This is a genomic window from Pseudoalteromonas sp. 19-MNA-CIBAN-0066 (genome assembly GCF_040308705.1).
GTDB lineage: Bacteria > Pseudomonadota > Gammaproteobacteria > Enterobacterales > Alteromonadaceae > Pseudoalteromonas > Pseudoalteromonas nigrifaciens.
Map to the genome: position 1 here is coordinate 37,892 of NZ_JBEONZ010000021.1, position 25,410 is coordinate 63,301.

At 39.5% G+C, this 25,410-nt stretch carries 19 protein-coding genes and 2 pseudogenes; 15 read left to right on the forward strand and 6 right to left on the reverse strand.

Features of this window, described 5'->3' with window-relative positions; all coding sequences use genetic code 11:
• The first annotated feature begins 4 nt into the window (after positions 1-4).
• Positions 5-3,348: pseudogene (locus tag AAEZ18_RS12520) on the forward strand (type I restriction endonuclease subunit R).
• A 94-nt stretch (positions 3,349-3,442) separates the two neighbouring features.
• Positions 3,443-4,105: a hypothetical protein gene (locus tag AAEZ18_RS12525; RefSeq protein ID WP_350594911.1), complete on the forward strand. Its 663-nt coding sequence runs from the start codon at positions 3,443-3,445 to the stop codon at positions 4,103-4,105.
• 266 nt (positions 4,106-4,371) lie between these two features.
• Here the strand turns inward: AAEZ18_RS12525 and AAEZ18_RS12530 are convergent, their stop codons facing one another.
• Entirely contained in the window at positions 4,372-5,298 is a 927-nt protein-coding gene (locus AAEZ18_RS12530) for a hypothetical protein (RefSeq protein ID WP_350594909.1), read from the reverse strand.
• 45 nt (positions 5,299-5,343) lie between these two features.
• On the reverse strand, positions 5,344-5,985 hold the full coding sequence (locus AAEZ18_RS12535) for a hypothetical protein (protein WP_086993292.1): 642 nt from the start codon (positions 5,983-5,985) through the stop codon (positions 5,344-5,346).
• Positions 5,986-6,211: 226 nt separating this feature from the next.
• On the opposite strand from AAEZ18_RS12535, the gene AAEZ18_RS12540 reads away from it, so the two are divergent.
• The 5 genes from AAEZ18_RS12540 to AAEZ18_RS12560 all read left to right on the forward strand — a co-directional run bounded on the left by AAEZ18_RS12540 (position 6,212) and on the right by AAEZ18_RS12560 (position 11,642).
• Positions 6,212-8,230, forward strand: coding sequence for an AAA family ATPase (locus AAEZ18_RS12540; RefSeq protein ID WP_350594907.1), 2,019 nt, complete (start codon positions 6,212-6,214; stop codon positions 8,228-8,230).
• 51 nt (positions 8,231-8,281) lie between these two features.
• A complete protein-coding gene (locus AAEZ18_RS12545) occupies positions 8,282-8,899 on the forward strand; it encodes a hypothetical protein (protein ID WP_076921943.1) in 618 nt (205 codons plus the stop codon).
• Between the two features lie 15 nt (positions 8,900-8,914).
• A complete protein-coding gene (locus AAEZ18_RS12550; protein WP_350594903.1) occupies positions 8,915-9,889 on the forward strand; it encodes a helix-turn-helix transcriptional regulator in 975 nt (324 codons plus the stop codon).
• Between the two features lie 74 nt (positions 9,890-9,963).
• Positions 9,964-11,052, forward strand: a complete 1,089-nt coding sequence (locus tag AAEZ18_RS12555) for a cell division protein FtsZ (protein WP_283708924.1) — start codon at positions 9,964-9,966, stop codon at positions 11,050-11,052.
• A gap of 335 nt (positions 11,053-11,387) precedes the next feature.
• A complete protein-coding gene (locus tag AAEZ18_RS12560; protein WP_179808104.1) occupies positions 11,388-11,642 on the forward strand; it encodes a YfhL family 4Fe-4S dicluster ferredoxin in 255 nt (84 codons plus the stop codon).
• Between the two features lie 215 nt (positions 11,643-11,857).
• Here AAEZ18_RS12560 and AAEZ18_RS12565 read toward each other — a convergent pair whose 3' ends face one another.
• Both AAEZ18_RS12565 and AAEZ18_RS12570 read right to left on the reverse strand, forming a co-directional pair.
• On the reverse strand, positions 11,858-13,174 hold the full coding sequence (locus AAEZ18_RS12565; RefSeq protein ID WP_350594901.1) for a histidine kinase dimerization/phospho-acceptor domain-containing protein: 1,317 nt from the start codon (positions 13,172-13,174) through the stop codon (positions 11,858-11,860).
• On the reverse strand, positions 13,174-13,845 hold the full coding sequence (locus AAEZ18_RS12570; protein ID WP_283708927.1) for a response regulator transcription factor: 672 nt from the start codon (positions 13,843-13,845) through the stop codon (positions 13,174-13,176). The genes AAEZ18_RS12565 and AAEZ18_RS12570 overlap by 1 nt, the downstream gene beginning before the upstream one ends.
• A gap of 160 nt (positions 13,846-14,005) precedes the next feature.
• Here AAEZ18_RS12570 and AAEZ18_RS12575 point away from each other — a divergent pair, with 160 nt between their 5' ends.
• From AAEZ18_RS12575 to AAEZ18_RS12605, 7 genes are all read left to right on the forward strand, one after another.
• Entirely contained in the window at positions 14,006-14,827 is an 822-nt protein-coding gene (locus AAEZ18_RS12575; RefSeq protein WP_339685233.1) for a prolipoprotein diacylglyceryl transferase family protein, read from the forward strand.
• Positions 14,828-14,836: 9 nt separating this feature from the next.
• Positions 14,837-15,610 carry a thiol:disulfide interchange protein DsbG gene (gene dsbG / locus AAEZ18_RS12580; protein ID WP_339685230.1) on the forward strand — a complete coding sequence of 258 codons (774 nt, stop codon included), beginning with the start codon at positions 14,837-14,839 and terminating at the stop codon, positions 15,608-15,610.
• A 260-nt stretch (positions 15,611-15,870) separates the two neighbouring features.
• Positions 15,871-18,798 carry a TonB-dependent receptor gene (locus tag AAEZ18_RS12585; RefSeq protein WP_339685229.1) on the forward strand — a complete coding sequence of 976 codons (2,928 nt, stop codon included), beginning with the start codon at positions 15,871-15,873 and terminating at the stop codon, positions 18,796-18,798.
• Positions 18,799-18,941: 143 nt separating this feature from the next.
• On the forward strand, positions 18,942-19,577 hold the full coding sequence (locus AAEZ18_RS12590; protein WP_089369325.1) for a methyltransferase family protein: 636 nt from the start codon (positions 18,942-18,944) through the stop codon (positions 19,575-19,577).
• Between the two features lie 182 nt (positions 19,578-19,759).
• A complete protein-coding gene (locus AAEZ18_RS12595) occupies positions 19,760-20,635 on the forward strand; it encodes a diguanylate cyclase domain-containing protein (protein ID WP_350594898.1) in 876 nt (291 codons plus the stop codon).
• Between the two features lie 98 nt (positions 20,636-20,733).
• Positions 20,734-21,450 carry an SIR2 family NAD-dependent protein deacylase gene (locus AAEZ18_RS12600; protein ID WP_041454972.1) on the forward strand — a complete coding sequence of 239 codons (717 nt, stop codon included), beginning with the start codon at positions 20,734-20,736 and terminating at the stop codon, positions 21,448-21,450.
• Positions 21,451-21,513: 63 nt separating this feature from the next.
• A complete protein-coding gene (locus AAEZ18_RS12605; RefSeq protein ID WP_339685225.1) occupies positions 21,514-22,311 on the forward strand; it encodes a response regulator in 798 nt (265 codons plus the stop codon).
• Positions 22,312-22,398: 87 nt separating this feature from the next.
• On the opposite strand, the gene AAEZ18_RS12610 is transcribed toward AAEZ18_RS12605, so the two are convergent.
• The gene (locus AAEZ18_RS12610; RefSeq protein ID WP_339685223.1) at positions 22,399-22,980 is read right to left on the reverse strand and encodes a LysE/ArgO family amino acid transporter; all 582 of its coding nucleotides are present in this window, start codon (positions 22,978-22,980) and stop codon (positions 22,399-22,401) included.
• 117 nt (positions 22,981-23,097) lie between these two features.
• On the opposite strand from AAEZ18_RS12610, the gene AAEZ18_RS12615 reads away from it, so the two are divergent.
• Positions 23,098-23,991: a LysR family transcriptional regulator ArgP gene (locus AAEZ18_RS12615; protein WP_339685221.1), complete on the forward strand. Its 894-nt coding sequence runs from the start codon at positions 23,098-23,100 to the stop codon at positions 23,989-23,991.
• 6 nt (positions 23,992-23,997) lie between these two features.
• Here the strand turns inward: AAEZ18_RS12615 and AAEZ18_RS12620 are convergent.
• A pseudogene (locus AAEZ18_RS12620) lies at positions 23,998-25,267 on the reverse strand (M20/M25/M40 family metallo-hydrolase).
• Positions 25,268-25,410 lie beyond the last annotated feature (143 nt).

Consider the following 25,410-nt stretch of genomic DNA (forward strand, 5'->3'; position numbering starts at 1 on the left):
ATAGATGAAATTTACTGAAGCCAAATTAGAACAAGCGGTGGTTGAGTTATTAGGCGAGCAAGGCTACCCGCATTTACTCGGTGGTGAGCTCAACCGCAACCATAGCGATGTATTAATTAAAGAAGACCTCCGTGCTTTTTTAACCAAGCGTTACGCTAAAAATAACATTACTACCAGCGAAGTAGACTCAATTATTGCAAAGCTCGAAAAGCTGCCTGCCAGTGATTTATATGAGAGTAATAAAACCTTTTGTAAGTGGCTAAGTGATGGGTTTTTGCTTAAACGGGAAGTAAGCCGCGAGCGTGGAATGGTAGCAGGCAGTGCGGCGCAAAAAGATTTATATATTCAGCTGCTTGATTACGACAACGTTGAGCAAGGCATTAAAAGTAGCCTAGTAGCAGGCAGTGCTATGGCTGCTTTGGATAATATGGCTCTCGATAACGTGAATGAAGCAAGCGTTACTTATCTGCAAGACGATAATATTTATCGTTTTGTTACCCAGCTAGAAATAGAAAGCCCCACCAGTTACGACAATATTGAACTGCGTATTCCCGATGGCATTTTATATGTAAACGGCTTGCCACTGGTGGTGTTTGAATTTAAAAGCGCAATACGCGAGCAAGCGCCTATTTTTGAAGCGTATGAGCAGTTAACGGTGCGCTACAGACGCGCTATTCCTCAGTTATTTGTATTTAATACCTTGTGCGTTATAAGCGATGGCGTAAACAACAAAATGGGTAACTTATTTGCGCCGTATCAGTTTTTTACTCGTGGGGAAAAATAACGGGGCAAGAGCTCACCACGCAAGAGGGTATTAACTCGTTACATACCTTATTGCAGGGCTTGTTTGACAAAGCGCGCTTGCGCGATGTAATGCGCAACTTTATATTCTTCCCTGATTCTGACAATAAAAACGCCGGTAAAAAAGAGATAAAAATTGTGCCGCGTTATCCGCAATATTACGCGGCTAATAAGCTGTTCGAAAATATAAAACGGCATTTAAAACCAAAAGGCGATGGTAAAGGCGGTACGTACTTTGGTGCAACGGGTTGCGGTAAAAGTTACACCATGCAATTTTTAACGCGCTTGCTGATGAAAAGTGTTGAGCTTAAAAGCCCGACCATTATTTTAATTACCGACCGAACCGATTTAGACGATCAACTCTCGCAGCAGTTTGGTAATGCTAAAACCTATATTGGCGATGACACGGTAAAAACAGTGACCAGCCGTACTCACTTACGTGAGTTATTAGAGGGCCGTAACAGTGGCGGTGTGTTTTTAACGACTATTCATAAGTTTACCGAAGACACTCGGCTACTAACCGACCGTACTAATGTTATTTGTATTTCTGATGAGGCGCATCGTAGCCAAGTAAATCTTGACCAAAAAATTACCATTACAGAAAAGGGGGTGAAAAAGACCTTCGGTTTTGCAAAGTACCTGCACGACTCACTGCCCAATGCCACCTATGTTGGTTTTACAGGCACCCCAGTAGATGCGACTTTAGATGTATTTGGTGAAGTGGTTGACTCGTACACCATGACGGAGTCAGTTAAAGACGAAATAACCGTACGCATTGTATACGAAGGCCGCGCCGCCAAGGTGTGTTTAAACAATAGCAAGCTGGCAGAAATTGAGGCTTACTACAAAGAATGCGCCGATGCAGGCAGTAACGAGCTGCAAATAGAAGACAGCAAAAAAGCCACCGCCAACATGAATAGCATTTTAGGCGACCCTGATCGCATTAAAGTGTTAGCAAAAGATTTTGTGCAGCACTACGAAAAACGTGTTGATGAATGCTCAACGGTTGCAGGTAAGGCTATGTTTGTGTGTAGCTCGCGCGGGATTGCTTATCAGTTGTATCAAGAACTAGAAGAACTGCGCCCACAGTGGTTTGATGTTGTCGACTCTTTAAACGAGCAGGATAACGCGCAAAACTTATCGGATACCGAGCGAAAGCGCGCTATTAGCGAAGGCCGTATTGCCGCCCCCTCTGAAAAAGTAAAAATGGTAATGACGCGTGGCAAAGACGACGTTGAGCGCTTATATAATTTACTTAGCAGTAAAGACGAGCGTAAAGAGCTTGATAAGCAATTTAAAAACAAAAACTCAAACTTTAAAATAGCCATAGTGGTAGACATGTGGCTAACCGGTTTTGACGTGCCATTTTTAGACACCATGTACATAGATAAGCCACTGCAAAAGCACAGCTTAATACAAACTATTTCGCGGGTTAATCGCCAGTTTGAAGGTAAAGATAAAGGCCTAGTGGTTGACTACATTGGTATTAAATCTGAAATGAATAAAGCGTTAGCGCAGTATTCAAAAACAGATGAAACCAATTTTGAAGATATTACCGCCTCGGTTATAGAAGTAAAAAACCACTTAGCGTTACTTGCAGAGCTATTTCATAAATTTGACAGCAGCCCATACTTTACCGGTGAAGCCGTTGCACAGCTTAATTGCTTAAACCACGCCGCTGAGTTTGCACTTATTACCGAAAAACGCCAAAAGCGTTTTATGGATTTAGTTAAGCGTTTAAAAGCCGCTTACGATGTTTGTTGTGGTAGTGAAAAAATAAACGAAAGTGAGCGTAACCACATTCACTTTTACCTTGCTATTCGCTCCATTATTTACAAACTAACTAAAGGTGAGGCGCCCGATACTGCGCAAATGAACGCCAAAGTTCGTGAAATGATAAGCGAAGCCCTGCAAAGCGACGGTGTAGAAGAGGTATTTAAACTCGGCAATGAAGACGGCGGCGAAATCGACATTTTTAATGACGACTACATCGCCAAAATAGAAAAAATAAAACTCCCCAATACCAAAATAAAAATACTGCAACAAATGCTAGCCAAAGCCATAGGCGAGCTTAAAAAAGTAAACCAAACCCAAGGTATCGACTTTACTAAACGCTTTGAATCGCTGGTACAGCGCTACAACGAGCGAAAAGAAGATGACGTACTGGTAAGTAGCGTACTTGATGACTTTTCAGAAAGCATGGTTGATATGATTTACAGCGTACGCGACGAAATGAACGCCGGTGATGAGCTAGGTATTGATATTGAAGAAAAAGGCTTTTACGACGCGTTAAAAGCACTTGCCGTTAAATACGACTTTGACTACCCCGAAGATAAGCTAATAGAGCTCGCCCAAGCGGTAAAAGTAATTGTAGACGACAAGGTAAAATTTGTTGATTGGAATAACCGCGATGATATTAAATCATCGCTCAAAGTAGAGCTGATTTTAATACTCGCTAAATTTAAGTACCCGCCAATTAGCCGCGATGAAGTTTATAAAGAAATATTTGAGCAAGCGCAAAATGTGAAAGCGAATAAAGAGGCGTAGATCTTTATAACTTGAAAGGGAAATACTTTATAGCTAGGGCTGATTTTAGTATTAACTTTTTTACTACGTAATAAAAGGGCTTTGGAGATAAGTAATGTTGGAAAAAATAAAACCCTGGGTTTGCTCTTTTAGCGGCTGTGATGGTGGTAATCCAGAAGCTGATATTTGGTTGTGTGGTATAGAGTGGGGGCTAGAGTCAGCCGCTGCGTATGAATACTATGAGCGTCTGAAGTTGCAGATGCAAGGAAGTGCTATACCAGTTAAAAAAACAGATTTTGACTGGGAAGATAGTATTAGTTACCCCTATGGAGTGAGATTTGCTAAGCTTTATCAGGTTATCCAACACCAGCAACTAGCGTCTTATCGAAATGTAGCGCAGTTATCAGGTAAAGAGTTGTTTAAGCTTAATTTATATCCTATCGCATTTAATTCTACTGCTGACGATTTATGGCATCAACATGGCTTTGATACAGTAACGGGGTTTGCTAGTAAATACCTATTTAATAACTGGTGTTTTTTTAATCGCTTCTCGTTTTATGTTGCTCTTCGTAAACAGTATCAGCCAAAACTAATTATCTGCACAGGGGTAAATTACTTAAAGGATTTCCTAATGTTCTTTGCCGGTGCTGATGGTGTTGACTCGATTCAAAGTGAAATTATCACAGTAGATACAGGAGAAAAGCGTACTTTATATTGGAGTAAAATAGACAAGAGTTTGCTAATTGTAGTGCCTTTTTTAGTGGTCGTTGGGGTTTAAATAGTGATGCTCTGCTGCATGCATTCGGCAACAGAGTTACGCAACTACAACATGAAATAATACTGTCTTAATATTTGTACTGTAAGTACCACGAAAGTTTCTCAATACCGTGTACCTATTTTAAGCTTCTCATATATTTGCAAATACATTCAATATTTTTGGGGTATCCTCATCGGAGGCTGTTTTATAAAAGTATTTAGCTAATTTATATTAATTAGCTAAATACCAGGAGTGGTTTTTATGTGGTTGGATATTGATACTAGATATTAATCTTCAACGCTTAAAAAATCGTTCTTACCTTCTGACTCGTATAAGAAAGATAGAGGTAAGTCTAACCTTTCTTTAATTAGTTTAAGCCATTGAATATCTTCTTTTTCAGGAATGTTACCGGAAACTATCAATAATTCATCGCCTGGTTTTTGTGCTAATGGATACAGCTGATATCTCAGTAATTGGCCTATTGCGGCTTCAATGTCTTGTCTAGTTGAGCTTGTATGTTTTAACTCTGCAATTGTGTAAATATCGCCTTTTGTGAAAGTAACATCTCTGCGAAATAAGCCATCACGATCTTGAGCATTACATTTTATATTTTGACGTTGTAACCATTGTTGAAAACGTTGTTCCATTTGAGCTTCATTTAACACCATTGTATTAAATTCTGGGCACTTTCTTCTTATTTCTGTAGCAGTAATAACATCTGTAATTGCCTCTTCATTAAGTTTAAGCATAGTGCTAAATTCTAGATTTTTTTTATCGAAGTCTCTGAAGTCAAAGTTATTAATAATCTGATCTATCATATTCAAAGATTCAGTTAATGATGTATGGTCAATTGGCGTAACTAATTCAATCGTAGAAAGATCTTTACTTTGACCTTTCGTAAGTGAAATATCAATAGATTGGAACCTAGCTGTATCAATGAATGAGGTAATTCGATCCTCTTTATTTAAAGGTACAAATCTTACTTTTATTTTATTTTGATTAGGTTTCGGAGTCACAGAAATACGACCAGCTTCTCCATTATTACCAAAGACTATTTTTACTGGTGAATCACGACGCCATTTTTTAGTACCTGCTTTATAGTAAGTAGATATATGAATAGCCAATAAATTACTGGATTTTTCAAAAGAAGGGTTAGCTCTAAACCAAGCTGCTGCTAATTCACTACTTGATAATTTTGATTCATCTATGTTCATATTTCGTGTCCTTTCATGTAATTCGAATAAAGTTTAAATACTTCCCTAAATCCAAATTTTTTCTAAGCATTTAGAGTTCATCATATCGTTAATCTCTATAAATTTTAGATATGCTTTTCCTTTTTTTAATGATTTATCGTTGATACCAAGTTCCGAATTTTGGTAAGTAATGGGCGTGACATTTATATAGTGAAAGCTATCAAGTCTAATTAAAACCTTGTTTAAGCTGTCGTTACTAATTTTTGAGTTGAGCTTTTTTGATATGAGTTCATGAAGCGGAGTCAGTTCAATATCGGCGGTGTGCATATTTGTAAAGTGAACCTCTAAATTATCTTCACCATAATATTGATATACAAGTTCATTTGTACTGCAAATAAAAACAACTCCTTCACCTGCACTGATTTGATCCAAGATATTAAATAATCCTAAAACTACTTTAATATCAATAGGTTTCAAATTGGGATTTGAAATCACGTTATTGGTAAAAGATTCAAAACTATCGGGAGCTTTGTCAAAAGAAAACCCTTTCTCACCATTGTTATTTTTAGTATATTTTTGAAGTAGTGGTCTATGTATATAGATTTTACTATTTTTTAGATGCTTTTGGGTGAGCTTAGTATTTTGATGCTTATTCTTTAAAACAATAGGGTTATCTACCGAGCCTGGTTTTAAATTAACTTCTTCCATATAAAGTCCATTTCAACGTTATAGTCTGTATATTGCTATAATATTCATTATAAAACAAACACTTATTTTTTTACGTTTGTTTTTCTAAATAAAAAAAGAAAAACCTTTTTTATTTACTTTAAGTTCAATGGCTTATGCCGTTTTGTGTTTGCTTTTCTTACGTGATCTAAAAATATTTCACCCAGCTACTATGTACTCATTGATTAACAATAACTAGGTACATAGCATGAACACAACCCCTCAATTAAAACGTATTGTGGCACACTTTTCCACTGAATTATTAGAAGAGTTCGACGTAGAAGAGCTTTGGCAAGATAAGCTATTTAAAAAGGCTTTATGTAACATTTCGGGCTTTAGCTATACAAATTTACAGGGCTTAGATGCTGATGATTTGATCTTGCGATTAGATCATTTAGCAATAAACACAATGCCTAAAACGTTACAAAAAAATGTGCATATATTTTGTAAAGCGTTTGATCTACCAAAAGCGTTAACTCCATTAGTTATTTTTTCTTGCTGTATGACGCTCAGTAAGCCATTGCGCGAACTTGTCGAATACTTACGTGACGATTACGCGAGCGTTATTTTAGAAAAAATAGCTTATGTGATTGGTATTGATGAAGCACTACTCAACAAGCAAATTGGATTAATTATTGAATCTGGCATGTATTCAATGGATATGGAGATATTTGCTGGGGAAGATGAGTTTCTAATATTACCAAACGCAATTGCTAAAAGTCTTCTCGAGGGTAAGTTAAATAGTGAAAGTGATATTTTATCTAACTTGGTCTCTCCTTGTGAAGCTTCTGAGCTTAGCGCTGCTGATTTATCTCACTTAGATTTAAATACTTTGCTTAAAGCTACGCAACATGCGACTAAGACGGGTGGGCAAGCATTAAGTATTTTATTTTATGGTGTGCCAGGTTCGGGTAAAACTTCATTGGCGAAATATATAGCGCAAGCGTGTGGTTCGCAGTTGCTTAAGGTGCAAGCTAAAGGTAGTAATTTAATAAGCCCAACAAACGAGCTCGATAGCCGAAGTGCAAGTTCTGAGTTGCGTTTAGAGCACTTTAATGTGGTGAGTAAGTTGGTTGGCAAGCGTAAAAAAACAATGCTGTTACTGGATGAGTGTGAAAATATTTTTGAGCGTGATTTATTCTCTAAAAGCTTCTCAAAGGAATTACTTCATACTTACATTGAAAATCACCCTGTAGTGAGTATTTGGATCACTAATCATTTAGAGGATTTACCACAAAGCGTTATTAGGCGATTTAATATTGTTTACGAAATTCCTGAACTAAGTAAAACGACTAAAGAAAAAATGATCGGTAAATATGTTAAAGGCTTAAGTGTTGGTAACAGTTTTATTAGCAAATTAGCAGCTCAACAAAACTTACTTCCAGCTCATATCGCTAAAGCTGTACATGTAGCTAGGTTATGCGGATTTAAAGCACAAACCGCGCGTGAATGCATAGAAGAGAATATTCAAGATACCTTAACTGCATGCGGCTTTTCGGCTCATGAATTAACTTATCAAGCAGCGCAAAAGTTTAACCCTAAAATGGTGAATATAGAGTCTGAATATGCATCACTCGAACAGGTAGAAGAGGCTGTAATTGAGTATTCGAGTTCACGAACTCTACTAACTGGCCCGCCAGGCACAGGTAAAACAGCTTTTGTAAATTATTTATGCGAAAAAGCTGATTTCAAACTTATTTCAGTTAAAGCATCAGACTTATTAAGCAAGTGGGTTGGCGAAAGTGAGCAAAATATTGCTCAACTATTTAAACAAGCTACACAAGAAGGAAGTGCAATATTTATTGATGAGGCTGATGGTTTGTTGTGCAGCCGCGAACAAGCAACGGCAAATTGGGAAGTGCAAACAGTTAATGAATTACTATGCTATATGGAGCAATTTCAACTCCCACTTTTTGCCGCAACTAACTTTGCTAAAAATTTAGATAAAGCGGTAATGAGGCGATTTGATTTTAATTTAAGTTTAACCTATTTGACTCCGCTACAGGCTAAGCAATTATTTAAAGATACATTAGGTCCTGGAGTGTTAAATAAGCATCTAATGCATGAGTTATTCAAGCTTACAAAGCTCACACCAGGTGACTTTGCGATTGTAAAAAGGCAAATGAAGTTTTCAAAAAAGCGCATGACTCAAGAGCGAATGTTATCGATTTTACAAGAGCAAAACGACCTAAAAGAAGGTGGGAAGCAAAGAATTGGGTTTGTTTAACTATTATTAAAGTGTAGTGATATTTTAAAAAATCAATTCAAAGGAAGAATAATGACTAAAGCAACTAAGATACAAGTTCAGGATACAATTTTAGACTCAATTCAAGACAGTTTAGAAAAAGCGCATCAATTAACGGGGGTCACATATAGGCAAATGCCAGAGTATTTTCTTAATGTGAGTATAGTAAATGCGTTATGTGATAAATTCCCAAATCTTGGCTATAGATTAGAGATACCAGTTCGAGAAGTATTAGGGAGTTTTGGGCTTATCGAAACCAGCAACGATCAAGATTTAAGAATTGGTGGTAAGTTTGACATAGCAATAGTCAGTCGTAAATCAAAAAGAATAAGGCATGTTATCGAAGTTAAACGCTCCATTAGTCAAAAGGAATTGTTGAAAGAGGCAAAGAGGATTTATACTTTGGCGGATGCCGAACATGGATCTAAGCGTTTACAAACGGGCTATATCGTTAGTGTTCGGCGCCTCAAAGAAACTCTAAAAAGTACAAAAGCAAGTGATTTAATAGACAAAAGATTAGATTACCTTAGTACACAGTTAGAAGGTAAAGCAAAAGTTAGTGTTAGATATAGCTTGTTAGAAGATGCTCAACCATATGGTTTTGATGACCAAGAAAAGTTGTTAATTAGTGTCTTTAGTATAAGTATTTAATTTATAGAATCAATCATGCAAGTTTTACGATACGAAATTATTTTAGATTGTATACCCGTTAGACCTTTTCGTAGGTCAACCTCTGAGCTGAAGCTTATGCTACTAAATCAAGGCTTTAAAGTAACAACTCGGATGCTCCAGCGAGACCTACAATCACTTTACGATCAAGGTTGTTTTGGCCTTGAAAAAGATACCCGTAGTAAGCCCTATGGTTGGTCAATCAATGCGCAGTGGAGAGGTAGTAACTCAAAAGTAATGAGCAGCGAAGTGGCAGAGCATTATTTGTTGTTGGAGCAGTTACTACCGCAATCAGTCCCGAGTGATGTTAAACGCTCTGTGCATACTAAAGCAGAGCAGGCTCTTAAGCGTTTTAATGGCCATGTACCTGATTGGCTTGCAACCCTTCAAAAACCGTCTTTAAAAGTGAATATTGATACTCAGTTAGTTGAGCAAATTGAGCATGCGATTAAGTATAAGCGTGCAGTGAGCGCTGAGCTTTATAGAGTACTTTACGATGAGGCACATTGGTTAAAGTTTGCTGAGTTGAGTTTTTATAACATAGTTGAGCAAGGCGGTGTGTTAATGGCGCAGTTTATGGTGGGGACGCTTCACGATAAGTGTTATCAAATGCCGGTTTACCGCATTCGTAATGTACACATTTTGCAAAAGACACGACGTGAGCCAAGCACTGAGCAATTAAAATCGTTACGCAGTGCGATTAATAAAGGTATGAAGCAAGAAGCGATTGAGTTAATTGTAAAAGTACCTATTCATTCGGCGGTTAATCAAGGCTTTATTGAGCTTGGGGAGCTGACTGATAAGCAAAAGATTGACGATAAAAACGTATTACTTACCTACCAAACTATTAATACCGAGCAGCTCACTGATGAGCTATTTAAATGTGCACATTGGCTGGAAGTTATTAAACCTGAAAAGCTGCGGCAAAGAATTGTTAGCAAGCTTAAAGCTGCTACTACAAACTATCTTTGATTAATTTCAAACTTAGGTGCGTCAAAAGTTGACGCACCTATTTGTTATGCTCCTTTAAAAGTTAAGGAGTAGTTATGTTTCAATTAATTCAGCAAAATGATGGTTTATCAATCGGTGTATTTGGTATTGGTGGGTGTGGCTGTAATACGCTTAACAGTATTTTTGAACAACGCGAGTCTGATCAGGCATTCTTGTACAGCGTAAATACCGATAAAGTTGTACTTGAGCATACGCAAAGTGATGAAGCGGTACTTATAGGTGAAGAGCTCACTCATGGTTACGGTGCTGGAGCAGACCCTAAAGTTGGGCTGCAAGCGGCAGAAGAGAGTAAAGAGCAGCTTTTAACGCTTATTAATGGCTGCGATATAATTCTGTGTGCAACAGGGTTGGGTGGCGGTACTGGGACTGGCGCCAGCCCGTATATTGCTCAACTTGCTAATGAACAAGGTAAGCCCATTATATTTGTTGCTACATTGCCATTTAGTAGTGAGGGGCAGTTTAGAAATAATATAGCGCAAGCTGGTCTAAATGAGCTCAAAGAGCATGCTAATGCGGTTATTACGCTCCCTAACGATCAACTGATTGAGGTGCTTGGTAACGATATAGGATTATTCGATGCGTTTAAACATTCAAACCAAATACTTCACTCACTGATCAAGTCACTAATCGATATGCTTTGCTTTCAAGGCCTAATAAACGTTGATTTAAATGACTTTGCTAAAATTATGGATTGCCAGGGCGATGCGGTATTAGGTGTCGGTAAATGCGATGAAGAAAGCGAGCTAACTACTGCGCTTGATGGGGCACTTAACAACCCGCTGGTTAACCAAGTTGATATGTCATCAAGTACTGGCGTTATTGTGCAAGTAAACTGCAAAGATGAAATTTCACTGGGTAGTTATAACCTCATTACCGATACCGTGCGTCAGCAGGTTAGCCCAAACGCGTTAGTTATTTGTGGTGTGTCAAAAATAGAAAGCTTAGCAACCAATTATGAGCTACTGGTTATTGCTACGGGCGCGAGTTCAAAAATGATACTTGATGACACTAAAAGTGAGTCAAGCTCTAAAGTAGTTACCACTAAGCCAAAAGCATCTGATATTTTTGATATCCCTGCTTTTATAAGAAATCAATCTGCACCACCTAGTAAAAGCTCTTTATAGGTTTTGTAAGCAAAGACAGCGGTATATAGCTATGTGTAAGCGCTACCACAGGACGATTTAGATAAAAATTTATTAGCTTTGCTATAACCTTTACAAGTAAAGGCCTTGTGGCGATTTTTATTGATTAAGATCAACAAAGCAACAGAGAAAAATAGGCATAATCCGCGGCTGTAATTTACACCCAAAAATAAAATGGTGTGTTACGAATGTGTGCTACGATTTAATGAAAAACAGTGGTTTTTATTAAACTAAAGTTGTTTTAAAATCAGTCTAATTGCATCTGTTTTTATTTTATCTATATGTTTTATATGGATTTTAATTGGAAAGGCTAAAAAGTGGCTCTACTCATAAATAGTAAATGCATTAACTGCGATATGTGCGATCCAGAGTGCCCTAATGAGGCTATTTATATGGGGGCTAAAATATATCAAATAGATCCCAGTAAATGCACTGAATGCGTAGGTCATTATGATAAGCCTACTTGCGTAAGTGTCTGCCCAATTGATTGTATTAAGCCAGACCCAACCCATAGTGAAACTATTGATGAGCTTGCCGATAAGTACGTAAGGTTAACTAGTAGTTGTGGCTAACTGCTAAGCGTACTGTTTTAAAGCTGATTAACAGTACGCTTAGTAATATTCGTTTTTATTAATAATATTGGCCGCAGCTAGTACTTAGCGCGAGATAGTGTGCGGGTTGCTGAGCATGTATTAGCAAGTGCTCAGCATATTTTAATAAAACAGCTATTAGCTTAAAAAAAAACATGCAGTAAAAGGAAGGTTGTTACATCAGGTTACTTCGTAACTTAGTTATTTACCTTAACGGGCACGGTAAATTCGGCAATAAATAACGCATTATTATTTTTAAGGGTGAGCGAACCTTGGTACTTTTCGGCGATGCTGGCCACAATTGATAGGCCAAGCCCAGCGCCGTTTGCTGCGCCTTTACGCCAAAAACGAGTTGCCATATTAGCTAAGTCAGCTTGGTTAATATAGGCGTGGTTACTAATGGTTATTTTTAGTGCTGTGGCTGTTAAATTAGCGGCTAAAATGACTGGTGTATTCGCTTTGCTGTACTTAAATGCGTTATCAAGTAAATTACGACACACTATAGTGAGCATGGCACTGGGAATACAGTACACTGGCTGGCTTGCTGTTATATTATAGGTTAAGCGGGCGTTATTGTTGTTTGATTCTGTTACCACAGTAGTAATTAACGAATCAAGCTCCCAAGGCTCTGTAATGTTTAGCGGCGTGTCGGCATCTACATGGGCTAACACCAGTAGATTGTCTAAAATAGTATTTAATCTATGCGCACTTTTTTTAGCTTGCCCTAGTGCTTTTTGCTGGGTGGTATCTTGCGTAAGCTCAGCTAATTGTATTTGCGCTAAAATACCCGCTAGTGGGGTTCTTAGCTCATGCGCGGCATTACTGGTAAAGTGTTTTTCGCGGCTGATCCCTTTTGCTAAGCGGGCCATTAAGGCATTTTGGCTAGTTATAAGCGGTTGCAGTTCTTTTAAAGGCTGGTTTAACTGTATCGGTTCTAAGTCGTGACTGCCGCGTTTTTCAAGCGCGTGTATTAATAACTTTATTGGCCGTATTCCTGTGCCAATTGCAAACCAAAGTAATATTAGGGCAACAAAAATAGCTAACGCCGGTGGAATGAGTATGCTAATGAGCAAGTCGTGATAGAGCACATCGCGCTCGGCCACTTTATCGGCAATGGTAATTTTATATTGCGCAGTAATTAAGGTGAATGTACGCCACTGCGCTTGCTCAGAGCTTAAATAACTAAAACCTTGGTTTAAGCTAGGCTGATTGGGAAACGATTGGCTGTTACTGCTGGCAATTATACTGCCTTGCAGGGAGCTAATTTGACAGGTTAGGCTTTTTTCAGTGTTTACCCCACTGGCATTTATAATATCAGGGAGGCTTTTACTGAGCGCATCTTTGGGTACGTGGGCTAAAATGTTACCTAACATAAAAGCGGTTGAGCGCAGGCGCTGATCAAAGTTAACCTCTAACTTATTGTTTAACCCCGATATCATCCACACACTGGCGATAAGCCAAAAGCCTAAAAATACCGCTGCAACCAATACCGTTAACCGTAACCGCAAGCTCATTAGTGGCTCACCTCTATTGTGCCTAATCTAAAGCCTAGGCCACGTATGGTTTCTATTGCCGGTGCGCCTAGTTTTTTACGTAAATTAAAAATATGTACGTTAAGTGCGTTACTCGCTACATCATCGCACACGCCATAAAGTACATTTTTTAACTGGCTTTGGGTTAAAATTTGTTGCGGACTATTTAAAAAGGTTTGCAGTAATAAGTCCTCGTTACGTGACAAGCAAACAAGCGTGCCATTGAGTAATGCTTTATGTTGCTCTAAATCGTATTGCAGTGCGCCGTGAGTAATTGTATTGCTGAGCCTATCGCTTGCGCGGCGCTTTAAGCTTAATAGCCGCGCTAATAACTCTCTTAAATCAAAAGGTTTTACCAGGTAGTCGTCGGCGCCTTTTTTTAATCCAATAACTTTGTCATCTATGGTATTGCTCGCGGTAAGAATAAGCACGGGTAGCGAAAAACGATTGTCACGCAGCCGGCTTAACCAGTTAATGCCATTACCATCGGGTAGGTTTAAATCAAGAATGCATAAATCAAAATTGCTCGATTGCATATAAGTAGTGGCTGCGCTTAGTGTACTAACGTGCTCAACGGCTAGCCCTTGGTGGGTTAAGTAAGTACAAATAGCGTCGGCTATTACGTCATCATCTTCCACTAACAATACAAACATACTCGCTACCCTGTTTAAAATACCCTAGCTAGAATACCTGTTTCCATTGGTGAAGTAACTGCTATGTGTTTATTTACTATTAATTTTTGCTCTTAATATTGGCTTAATTAACGCTTTGTATACTATAGCGGCTAACCGTATTTAAAGAAGATTTATAGCCATGTTAAGTATTTCACTCGGGCCGTTTGTTATTGCCATTTCGCAGCTTATTATTTTATTAGGCTTAGGCGTATTTTGGTTGCTTACTTATTTACAAACTCGTAAGCAACCACAGCAAAAAGCAATTTTAGACACTGTATTTAAAGCATTTGTAGTGGGCTTTATTGTTGCGCGATTAATGTTTGTTTTGATTATGTGGGATGCGTATCAAGAAAACTGGTGGCAACTTATTAATATAAGTGATGGCGGCTTTATGCCTACCTATGGCTGGGTGGCGGGTGCGCTTGTGTTGGCGCTGTATGCGCGAGGCAAAAAAGTAGTGCTGAAAACCTATTTCATAGCGGCTATTGTCGCGTTGCTTACCATTATGGTGCCTACCTTTGCTGCCTCTATTTATAAAGCTGGGGTTGAGCTGCCACAATCTGCGGTATATAACCTGCGTGGTAAAGAGGTTGATTTACAGTCATTTAAAGGCAAACCTGTCGTTATTAACTTTTGGGCGTCGTGGTGCCCACCGTGCCGTAAAGAAATGCCGGTATTACAGGCTGCGCAAAAAAACAATCCTAATATAGCTTTTGTTTTTGTTAACCAAGGAGAGGATTTATTTACGGTACAAAAATTTATTAATGCTGAGCAGCTCGACTTACGCAATGTGTTTTTTGATCAAAACAGTAATGTAAGTCGTGAATCCGGAGCTGCTGGGCTACCAACCACGCTTTTTTATAGCAGTGATGGCAAATTAGTAACCAGTCACATGGGAGAGCTCTCACACGCGAGTTTGCGTTATTACATGCAAGCTATAAATCAACAGTCTGCACAATAAGGATGCCTCATGAAGTTAATTTATTTATTGCCATTACTTGCGTTTACCTCGCCCATATTGGCTCAACAAAAAGCACTGCCAGCACCCCTTAAGTTAGTTACTGAGCAAGGTGGCGAAATAGTCAGCGAGTTTGCAGCGCCTGCCAACATGAAAGGCTATGTTGCCGACTTTAAAGGCCAAGTTATTACTTTATATATCACCGCCGACGAGCAATATTTATTTACCGGCCCTATGCTTGACGCCAATGGTAATAATGTAGGAGAGCAAGCGGCAAACGACTACGCTACAGGCCCTAAAGCGCAAAAAGACTGGCAAACATTAGAGAGTAGCCATTGGATAGTCGATGGTTCAGCCAAGGCAAAGCGAGTAATTTATACCTTCACCGATCCCAATTGCCCTTACTGCAGACAGTTTTGGCAAAATGCGCGTCCTTGGGTGGATGCGGGAGAGGTACAAATACGCCATATTTTAGTGGGTATTTTAAAAGCCGACAGTTTAGGCAAAGCGGCGGCTATTATGAGTGCCAGTAACCCTGAAGAAGTATTAAAAAAGTTTGAAAACGATAATTTAGCGCGTACATTACAGCCGCTAAAAAATCCCCCTGAGCAGATAAATGCGCAATTAATGAAAAACCATCAAATAATGATGAGTGTTGGTGCCAGAGCAACCCCCGCTACTTTTTATCACGATGCTAATGGGGCGGTAAAAATGCAAATGGGTTTACCGCCTGCGTCATTAATGACTGAGATCCTTGGCCCACTGCCAAGTAAGCCAACCAAGTAAGCCAACCAAGTAAAAACCCAACTTAGTACATAGTGTGCAACGTCAAGCCGGTAAAAGTTTTACCGGCTTTTTTATAAATAACGTTAAACATTGTTACACTTTGTTATTTACATAAGCTATTCAGTAAGTTATCGACTTTATTAATCGGCCATTAAGTTTGGCGCTGTAGACTTAGCAGCAATTTTTGACCCGCTATTGACCTTTATTGATAGCGCTGCCGCTAAGTATCAAAAGCGCATAAAACGGAACCGCACACTGTCATGAGTACTTGCAATAATCGCCCCTTTTCACTACCAGCATTAACATTTATAAAATCAGCGCTGTGTTTATCTGTTTTATCTGCAATAGGTAGCGCGTATGCGGCGCAACCAGCCATACCTGTTAAAAATAATGCCGATATAGAAGTAATAGAAGTACGCGGTATTCGCTCCAGTATGGCCGAAAACCTCGACATTAAACGTATGTCTAGCTCAGTTGTTGATGCCATAACCGCTGAAGATATTGGTAAGTTTCCAGACAAAAACGTAGCCGACTCATTGCAACGTATACCAGGGGTAATGATTGAACGTGATGGCGGCGAAGGCGCATCGGTAAGTATTCGAGGTTTGTCGTCTGAGCTTACTTTTACTCAGCTTAACGGTAATTTTATTGCCTCGTCACCAGGTGAGCCTTCGCGTTCGTTTGATTACACGCTACTCCCTTCAGCCATGATAGCCAGTGTTGAGGTATATAAATCGCCCGAAGCGCGTTTAGATGAAGGCGGTGTAGGTGGCACAGTATTAATGCATAGCCGTAAGCCGCTCAGCATGGAGGCAAATTCTGGAGTGCTCAATGTTGAAGGGACATACAGTGACGTAACGCAAAACAGTGAGCCACAACTAACCGGTTTATATTCTTGGAAAAACGATGCCGAAACGCTTGGCTTTTTAGTGGGTTATACTCGCCAAGAACGCACCAATCGTACCCTCTCGGGTGGCACCGATGCCAATGTATGGCGCTACACAGGTGATGGTCAACCGGTAGATGTAAATGGTAACGCGGTCAATAACAATAATAGTTGGGATACAATTACCGATACCAATGGTAATAATTATGATGGCGTGTGGTTTCCACAAGTCGTGCGCGGCTCGGTACTTAATGAAAAACGTGAACGTGAAGGCATACAGTTTAGTACGCAGTGGCGTCCAACCAATCGTGTAGAAATAGGATTAAACTATTTTGGCTTTACGCTGGGGCAAAACAGAACTGAGTCGGTTATTGATATGCCAGAGTGGTCGTTAAATCCCGATTACCTAACCGATGTGAACTTGGATGAATCGGGCACGATTGTTAATGGTATGCAGTTTGATGCTACAGCGAGTGGCGCACAAGGTGACATGCAGTTTCCGTGGATGCGTGGCAGTTATGTTCGTGAGGAGTCGAGTTCAGATACCTTCGATTTTAATTTAACTTACGAAGGTGATGATTTTAAAGCGCGCTTTGTTGCGGGCAATACTCGCTCAAAAGGCGGCCCAGAAGAAAGTTGGGAGGCCGCCTATAAAAGCTCAAATGCCAGCGAAAACCCAACAACCATTGAAAACGCAGCGCAAAATGCTGGTTGGCAACTTGGTAAAAACGATGTAACCCTCAATATAGACCCAAATACACTGGCTAATTTACTCAGTGGCGTAGGCGGTGGGCGCGATCCGGGTTCATCAAACTCAAGCTTTGTACGCAGCGAGCTTGAAGAAAGTTACTACCAAGGCGATCTGGATTTTTACGTCGATTGGGGTTTTTTAACAACCATTAAAACCGGCGTAAAATACCGCGAAGCCACATTGCACCGCGAAACCGGTAATACCTTCTTTTTAGATCCTCGTTTTGATATTGCCGCCGGGGAAGCCAAAGAGGGCGGCATAACCCGCTTTGATAGTTACCAGTGGAATAACGGTATGCCGGCAGCGCAAGATGTTTTTATTAACCAAGGCAATATTGCAGGGGGCTTTAATATAAACCAAATGCCCAGTATTGATTGGGATAAATACCGCGATATGATTACCAGTAACTACGTGCCTTACACCCGTATGGAAGACAACTTTGTATACGATATAGAAGAAAAAATAGCGGCTTTTTATCTGCAAGGTGACTTTGAATTTAATCAAGTTAGAGGTAATTTAGGGGTACGGGTTGTACGCAGCAAAACCATGAGTGCTTCTACCGATTTATATACCTACTTTTTAGATCATACCAATGATGAAACAGGGGAGCCTGTTACCGGTGATGATCGCTCAGTAGAGGATTACCAACTTATAGTGCAACAAAACACTGACACCCAAGTACTGCCTAGCTTTAATATTGCCTGGGATGCCACAGATGACTTAGTTATTCGTGGCGCGGTTGCTAAAGTAATGTCGCGCCCCGATTATGCAGATTTAGGCGCGCAGCAACGCATTAGTTATATTTCAGACGAGTGGGCAGCCGACAGAGCCGATTTTAACGAGCAACCTGGCTTTAGTGGCAGTGGCGGTAATAAAAACTTAAAGTCGTTTATATCGGTACAAGCCGATTTATCTATCGAATATTATTACGCTGAAGGCTCAGCAATTGGCTTAGCGCTGTTTCATAAAAAAGTTGATAACTTTGTAGTACCAGTGGTCATTAACGCCCAACAAAACTTTGCAGGTAAAGACGGTATAGTAGAGGCGGGTAATATAAATATTACTCCTTACAGCACAGTAGGTAATGGCACTAACGCGGTATCTAAAGGAGCCGAGGTGTTTTTGCAACATGCCTTTGATAGCGGCTTTGGTTTTTACGCTAACTACACTTATAACAAAACAAATAAAGCAGAAGTAACCGTAGACGGCGAAGCATTTGGGCAATCGCCACTGATCGGCAGTGCAAAGTATCAATATAATACTTCGGTTTATTTTGAAGGTGACAATTTTAACGTACGTGCCTCATATAATAAGCGCGGCGAAACGGTACTGGGCTTAAATAGTGGCTTAAACGTGTACCAAGACCCATACGATCAAGTTGATGTTAATGCCTCAATTAACTTATACGAAGGCCTTAGTTTTACCGCAGCAATTATAAACTTAACCAAATCGGAGTCGGTTACGCGTTTAGGTAATGATAGTGACGCACGGTTATTAAACTCAAGCTACTCGGGCAGGCGTTATTACGCGGGGTTTAACTACAGCTTTTGAACTGCTCCCTAAAGCAACTTTTAATAAGCCGGCTTAAACATAAAGTTGGCTTATTATTTGTGTTTACCTTGTTTCTTAACGGTATGAATACTATGATGAATTTATAATTAAAATTGAGTAATCACCGCGAGTAACTAATATTGATAACCTATCAGCCTTTAATTAATGACTCTGCGTCCTTAATCGAATTTACCCGCATTTATTTAGCCGTTTTTTATACCTTTGTAGCGGGGTTCTACACCGTTAGAATACTCTATAAAAACAGCAATACACCATCGGGAGTGATTTTTACAGGGACAAAATATTGCGCTAATTGGTGGAATCACTTCGTTTTTCGTTTTTTTAGAGCTGCTATTTGGTTGGTGTGTGTTGTAAGAGTATTTATACCTGCAACCGATAACTACCTCGGAATTTTTGTGCCGTTAAATACATGGCCAGGCGTAATGCTAGGTAATGCTTTATTAACTGTTGGTTTTATATTAACTATGGTGGTGCATTTTAATATGGCATCACTTTGGCGTTCAGGAATAGACCCACAAGGGCCCGATGAGCTAAAAGTAAACGGCTTTTATGCGTATTCTCGTAATCCTATGTATTTAGGCGTTGCTGCGGCGCAGTTAGGCTTTTTTTTAGCATTGCCGAGTGTGTTTAGCTTAGTGTGTTTACTGGTTGGGCTTACTGCGTTATATCGTCAGGTGTTGATTGAAGAGCAGCATTTAGTGAGCATATTTAACACCCAATATAAAAAATATAAAGAATTAGTACCACGTTGGTTATAATAATTACTCCGTTATTTTGCAGCAATGAGGGTTTTAGTTTAACTACCAATGAGTAATACTTTACTTTTGCTACAAAAAATCATGATTACAAAAGCAATTTATTGCTATTTTTACAAGTATATTTTAACGTTAATATATTGAATACTTAACTAGCTTCACCTTGCTTTAGAGGCAAACATAGTATGACAAAAAATGAGTTAATAGAACTAGAAGATGTGCTTGATTTAATGCTTGATGCTGTGTGCGTGGTAAATAAAGTAGGTAAGTTTGTATTTGTAAGTGCCGCGTTTGAACAAATATTTGGTTATAAAGCTGCCGAAGTAGTAGGCAAGCCTATGATTGATTACGTTTATAAAGGCGATCATAATAAAACTTATAATGCCGTTGCTTCACTTTTGTCGGGCGAAACAACTCATTCACGGTTCGAAAACCGCTGGGTTCGTAAAGACGGTCAAATAATTCATATTTTGTGGTCAGTGTGCTGGTCATCAGATCACCAAGTAAGAATTGCAGTTGCTCACGATATTACCGAGCGAAAAAAAATGGAAGAGCAGCTTCATTATATGGCTGGCCATGATGGGCTTACAGGTTTACCAAATCGCTCATTACTAATGGACAGGTTACAGGCTGCAATAGTAAAAGCAGAAAGAGAAAATACACTATTTTCGATATTATTTATTGATATTAATGGCTTTAAAGCTATTAATGATACGTATGGCCACCTTATGGGTGATAAGTTACTGCAACACATAGCACAGCGGCTTTTAAGCGTAGTAAGAGAATACGATACAGTAGGGCGCTTAGGCGGAGATGAGCTTTTGATTGTGCTAGAGGGCTTAAGTAGCGCTGGCGATACCACGGCTATTAAAAGAAAAATAATTGGGCAGTTCCAACAGCCATTTAAACTAGATGAGCTATCATTAAATGTATCTCCGAGTATTGGAATTGCAAATTACCCCACCCACGGAGAAACAGACCATCAATTAATAAAACACGCAGATCAAGCCATGTATAAAATCAAAAGAATGAGTGCCAATAGCATAGATTACCCAACTTAAAATTAAACGCTCAAATAATAAAAAAGCAGGCCAGTTAGGTAAGTTAAGTATTTTATGTTACATAACTTAGATTCAAATAGTAAGTGCAGAGGTTAGCAATTAATACGTTATATATTACAGGCGCGGGCGTTAGCGCAGCCAGCGGTATTCCTACCTTTAGAGGTGAAGATGGTTACTGGACTATTGGTAGTAAAAATTATACACCAATGCAAATGGCCACACGCGCTATGTATCAAAACGCCCCTAAAGAGTTTTTAGCTTGGTATTACCACAGGTTTGCAACGTATAGAAACCACGGCCCTAACGACGTACATTATTGGCTAAAAGATAAAAACCTAATAACGCAAAATATAGATGGGCTTGATGGTAAAGCAGGAAATAAAAACTATATTGCAGTTCATGGCAGGTTAGATCAAATGACCCTGTTTCATCAGCAAGGCGAAAACGTAGAAACGGTGATTACCCCTTGGGATGAGGTAGATGAGGCTCATTTACACAACTCATTATTTGAGGTGTTTAATATTCAAAACCAAGCGCCAGTGCTTAATCACTCTTTTAAACCGTTTGTATTATTATTTGATGAATACTACACCGAGTTATATAAAATTAGCGAAGCACAACAACGCATGGTCAATGCCGATAAAATTGTATTTATGGGTACATCGTTTAGCGTTAACATTACCCAAATGGCGCTGGAAATAGCCCGCGAATACAATATTGCGTTAGAAGTTGTAGATCCACACCCAGCACATATTTTACATCCAAATGTAAGTTATAAAAAAATGACCGCGCTTGAATATATTCAGAGTAATTAAAGTTTTAAACCGAGTGTTAGCTCCTTATAAAAACAGCAAGATTATAATAATAAAGAGATATAAATGAGTGACTTAACTGCAATAGCTAATCTATCAATATTATTGGTCGAGCCTTCAGAAGTGCAGCAAAAACTGATCATAAAATCATTAATACAAAGTGGTGTAAAACAAATAGAAACCGCCACTACACAAACCCAAGCTTTAACCCTGCTTGCAAATTACCAACCAGATTTAGTTATTAGCAGTATGTACTTAGCTGACGGCACCGCCGATTCACTGCTACAAAACATTAGATCGAACCCGCGCACAGAGCAGCAAGCATTTATGTTGGTATCGAGCGAGCGTAATAAAAAGTATCTTGAGCAATTAAGGCAATCGGGCGTGTTAGCTATTTTACCTAAACCCTTTACGAGCGAAGCCATTACCCGAGCGCTTAAAGCTACCTTAGATATAATTAGCGAACAAGAAGTAGAGCTTGAACACTTTGATGTTACTTTGCTGCGCGTATTAGTGGTTGACGATAGTCGCTTTGCTCGTAAACATATTATTCGGGTGCTTGCTGGTATGGGAATACCTGCGCCGGTAGAGGCTGAGAATGGCAAACAAGCAATTGAGCAGCTAAACAAACAAGCGTTTGACTTAATAGTAACCGATTATAATATGCCGGAAATGGATGGCCGAGAGTTAACAGCAGCGGTTAGAGGCTCAAATAGCTATTCGCATATTCCTATTTTAATGGTGAGCTCAGAAGCCAATGAAACCCACCTAGCAAACATCTCTCAAGCCGGAGTGGATGCCATATGCGACAAACCGTTTGAACCAGCAACAGTGAGAGATTTACTATTTAAAATAATGTTTTAAATTATTAATTTTAAGGCTAACTGTAAAACTCATTAGCCTAAGCGAATAAAACAAAAGCAGCGCTTGTAAAAAGTCGCTGCTTTTTTACTATTGGTTAGGTACGTTATAAAGCCCAAACGCCACAAAACATAATATAACTGCAATTGTGGTATCAAATATTCGCCATCTTAATGATGAACTTAATATACTTTTAAGTTTAGGTGCAAAAAGCACTAAGGTGCTGAACCAAATTATTGACCCAACACAAGCGCCAAGTGCAAAATGCATTGGGTTTGGTTGTAAAGCGCCAATATTGCCAAGTGATAACACGGTATCTAAATACACATGTGGATTTAGCAAACTGATTGCAAAGGCCGAAAGGGCAGTACCCCACCAGTTTACTTTTTCTACTTGGCTTATCTTTAAACCTGAAGTCCCTTTAATCGCTCGCATTGCAGATCCATACGCTAAGTACAATAGCATCGCAATACCGCCCCATGTTAACCAAGGCAGTAAGCCCGGTAATAATTGTTGTAATTCATTTGCTGCAAATACACTTATTAAAATAAGAGCCGCGTCGCAAATAATGCATACCGTGGCTAAAACAAACCGATTAGCGCCAGCCATACATTGGCTTAAAATCCAAATATTTTGCGCGCCAATAGCAATAATTAAACTTAGCCCCAGCACCACACCCGATAAAAAACGACATACTTAAAATCCACTCAATTATTCAATGCCTTGCAGGGTATTGATAATTCTGTTACAAATCCAATGAATACATTTAGGGTTATATGCGTAAAACTCATGATTGATTATCAACTACTCAATGCACTGTCGGCGGTTATTAGTGAAGGCGGGTTTGAAAAAGCCTCTAAAAAGCTATTTATTACGCAATTGGCAGTAAGTCGGCGTATTCATCAACTCGAAGCCAAACTTGGAGAGCCTGTAATTATTAGAACGCAGCCACCGCGGCCAACCGCTCTTGGAAAGCGTTTACTTAATCATTTACAACAAGTCCTGCAGTTAGAAGTTGCTTTAAACGTAGATGCACTTAACGAGCACTCCAGCTTAAACACACCTCTTAGTGTAAAGTTGGCTGCCAATGCTGACTCACTAGCTACATGGTTGCCAGAAGCCCTTGCCATACTAGATACAGAATCTGATTGTAAATTTAGATTTGAAGTGATCTCAGAGGATCAATCCATCGCCCATAAAAGAATGAAAGACGGCGAAGTAATGGTATGTATTAGCTCATCTTCTGAGCCTGTAAATGGTGGATTAGCGAGCCCATTAGGTGCTATACGTTACAAGGCAATTGCGAGTCCTGATTTTATTAAACAGCATAACCTCACTTCGCTTACGCAATTGGCGCAGGTACCGTGTTTAGTTTTTAGTGAATATGACAAGCTACAGCACCAGTTCTTAGCCGATATTAACGGCTCAACGCCAGAGTATATGCATATATATCCCTCATCAGAAGGATTTAAACAAGCCATGATAGCAGGCCTAGGGTATGGTTTATTGCCGACTTTGCAGCTCGGTGATTCCCTGCAAAAAGGAGGGTTAGTTGACTTATTTCCAGAGTATTATATTGATACTCCCTTGTACTGGCATTATTGGCAAAGTGAAAGCCCGCAACTTAAAGCACTGCGTAAGTTTGCAATGCAAGTTGCGGCTAACCGATTAGAACCAATTTAAAGGTGCTTATAACTGGCCTAATCTATAAATGAGTAATGCCGTTTTTTTAATGTTTTTATCAAGGCTGGTTAAATCGGCCGTTTCGTTTTTAGTGTGCGCGCCGCTGCCCATTAAACCTAAACCATCAAGTGCCATATCAACATGGTTTGCGGCAAACGAAATATCCGCAGCGCCTGCATTGCGTGGATTGGCTGCCACTACTTTGTTGTAACCTAAATCGTGGCTTGCGTCGCTGTATAATGCTAATAGCTTTTTATTGCCATCAGTTAATGCCATTGGCGGGTAACCGTCTTACTGCCATTTAAACTGTTGCTAGCAATGAGTTGCATTGACCTTTTTGCGTTTTCGAATTGTTTTGGTGAAAGTGCGCGTAAATCGCCTGCTATATGTACGGTTTGTGCTATTACATTACTTTTACCAAACGCAGTTGCTGACGAATTAGCGCTGTCGTAGTCGGCATTTGTGCCACCCACAATAAGCCCTGGGTTAAAAGTTAAATTAGGTTGTGTGGCAAGTTGTTCTCTAAAGCTATTTAAAATACGCGATGCTTCGTAAATAGCGCCATAGCCTACATTATCACTAAATATTTGCGACGAATGCGCCGCTGCAGCACTTACGTTTAGCGTCCAGCCGGTATAACCACGGCGCGCCGCCATGGCGGTTTTAATATTGTTATCGCCATTTTCAAAGCCTAAAGCAACGTCTGCCCACATTGCCGCATCAACAATGGCTTGTTTAGATAAGCTAAGCGGACGACCATTACTTTTATGCTTACATTTTCAAGTAAGTTAAGCGCTTGCAAGCTTTTAAGTGCGGTAATTATTATCGTGTTACCGCCTTTCATATCGGCAACGCCTGGGCCACTGGCTGTATCGGCATCAAGCTGTTTGTAGGTTGTAAAATCATCGTGTTTGGCAAAGACTGTATCTAGATGGCCGATCATCAGTATTTTTATTGCATCGGGGTTTTTACTCTCAAAGGTAGCCAATACATGCCCTGCGCGGTTAAACGCACTGCCATCCAGCCATTCTACTTTAAAACCAATGGCCTTAAGTTGCTCGCTTGTAAGCGCGCCTACTTTTTTTACACCTTCAATATTAAGCGAACCGCTATTAATATTTACGGCTTGCTCTATTTCTTTAAGTGCTTGGGGAATGTTTTTATCGACCTGTTTTACTATTTCACGCTCATTTTTATCAAGCGCAGCATGACTTATAAGCGGTAAGGTACTAGCAAGTGTGAGAATGATTGCATGGCTAAATTTTAAAAATGACATAACAGCATAATAAGTGAGAAATAAGAGTATTTAATATGAAGTAAAATTAATAAGGATTCAATAGAAATGAACAACTCCCACTAAACGCTGCGCGTTTTGAAGGAGTTTCAAAAAGAAAGCCTAAGCTACCTTTTTAGGCTGGT

Bases quoted from the DNA above. Each gene is read 5' to 3' on its own strand.
- AAEZ18_RS12565 (WP_350594901.1), bottom strand. From the start codon at position 13,174: ATGAGCTTGCGGTTACGGTTAACGGTATTGGTTGCAGCGGTATTTTTA.
- AAEZ18_RS12530 (WP_350594909.1), bottom strand. From the start codon at position 5,298: ATGAACATAGATGAATCAAAATTATCAAGTAGTGAATTAGCAGCAGCT.
- AAEZ18_RS12525 (WP_350594911.1), top strand. From the start codon at position 3,443: ATGTTGGAAAAAATAAAACCCTGGGTTTGCTCTTTTAGCGGCTGTGAT.
- AAEZ18_RS12595 (WP_350594898.1), top strand. From the start codon at position 19,760: ATGACAAAAAATGAGTTAATAGAACTAGAAGATGTGCTTGATTTAATG.
- AAEZ18_RS12570 (WP_283708927.1), bottom strand. From the start codon at position 13,845: ATGTTTGTATTGTTAGTGGAAGATGATGACGTAATAGCCGACGCTATT.
- AAEZ18_RS12615 (WP_339685221.1), top strand. From the start codon at position 23,098: ATGATTGATTATCAACTACTCAATGCACTGTCGGCGGTTATTAGTGAA.
- AAEZ18_RS12550 (WP_350594903.1), top strand. From the start codon at position 8,915: ATGCAAGTTTTACGATACGAAATTATTTTAGATTGTATACCCGTTAGA.
- AAEZ18_RS12555 (WP_283708924.1), top strand. From the start codon at position 9,964: ATGTTTCAATTAATTCAGCAAAATGATGGTTTATCAATCGGTGTATTT.
- AAEZ18_RS12535 (WP_086993292.1), bottom strand. From the start codon at position 5,985: ATGGAAGAAGTTAATTTAAAACCAGGCTCGGTAGATAACCCTATTGTT.
- AAEZ18_RS12585 (WP_339685229.1), top strand. From the start codon at position 15,871: ATGAGTACTTGCAATAATCGCCCCTTTTCACTACCAGCATTAACATTT.
- dsbG (WP_339685230.1), top strand. From the start codon at position 14,837: ATGAAGTTAATTTATTTATTGCCATTACTTGCGTTTACCTCGCCCATA.
- AAEZ18_RS12540 (WP_350594907.1), top strand. From the start codon at position 6,212: ATGAACACAACCCCTCAATTAAAACGTATTGTGGCACACTTTTCCACT.
- AAEZ18_RS12545 (WP_076921943.1), top strand. From the start codon at position 8,282: ATGACTAAAGCAACTAAGATACAAGTTCAGGATACAATTTTAGACTCA.
- AAEZ18_RS12605 (WP_339685225.1), top strand. From the start codon at position 21,514: ATGAGTGACTTAACTGCAATAGCTAATCTATCAATATTATTGGTCGAG.
- AAEZ18_RS12575 (WP_339685233.1), top strand. From the start codon at position 14,006: ATGTTAAGTATTTCACTCGGGCCGTTTGTTATTGCCATTTCGCAGCTT.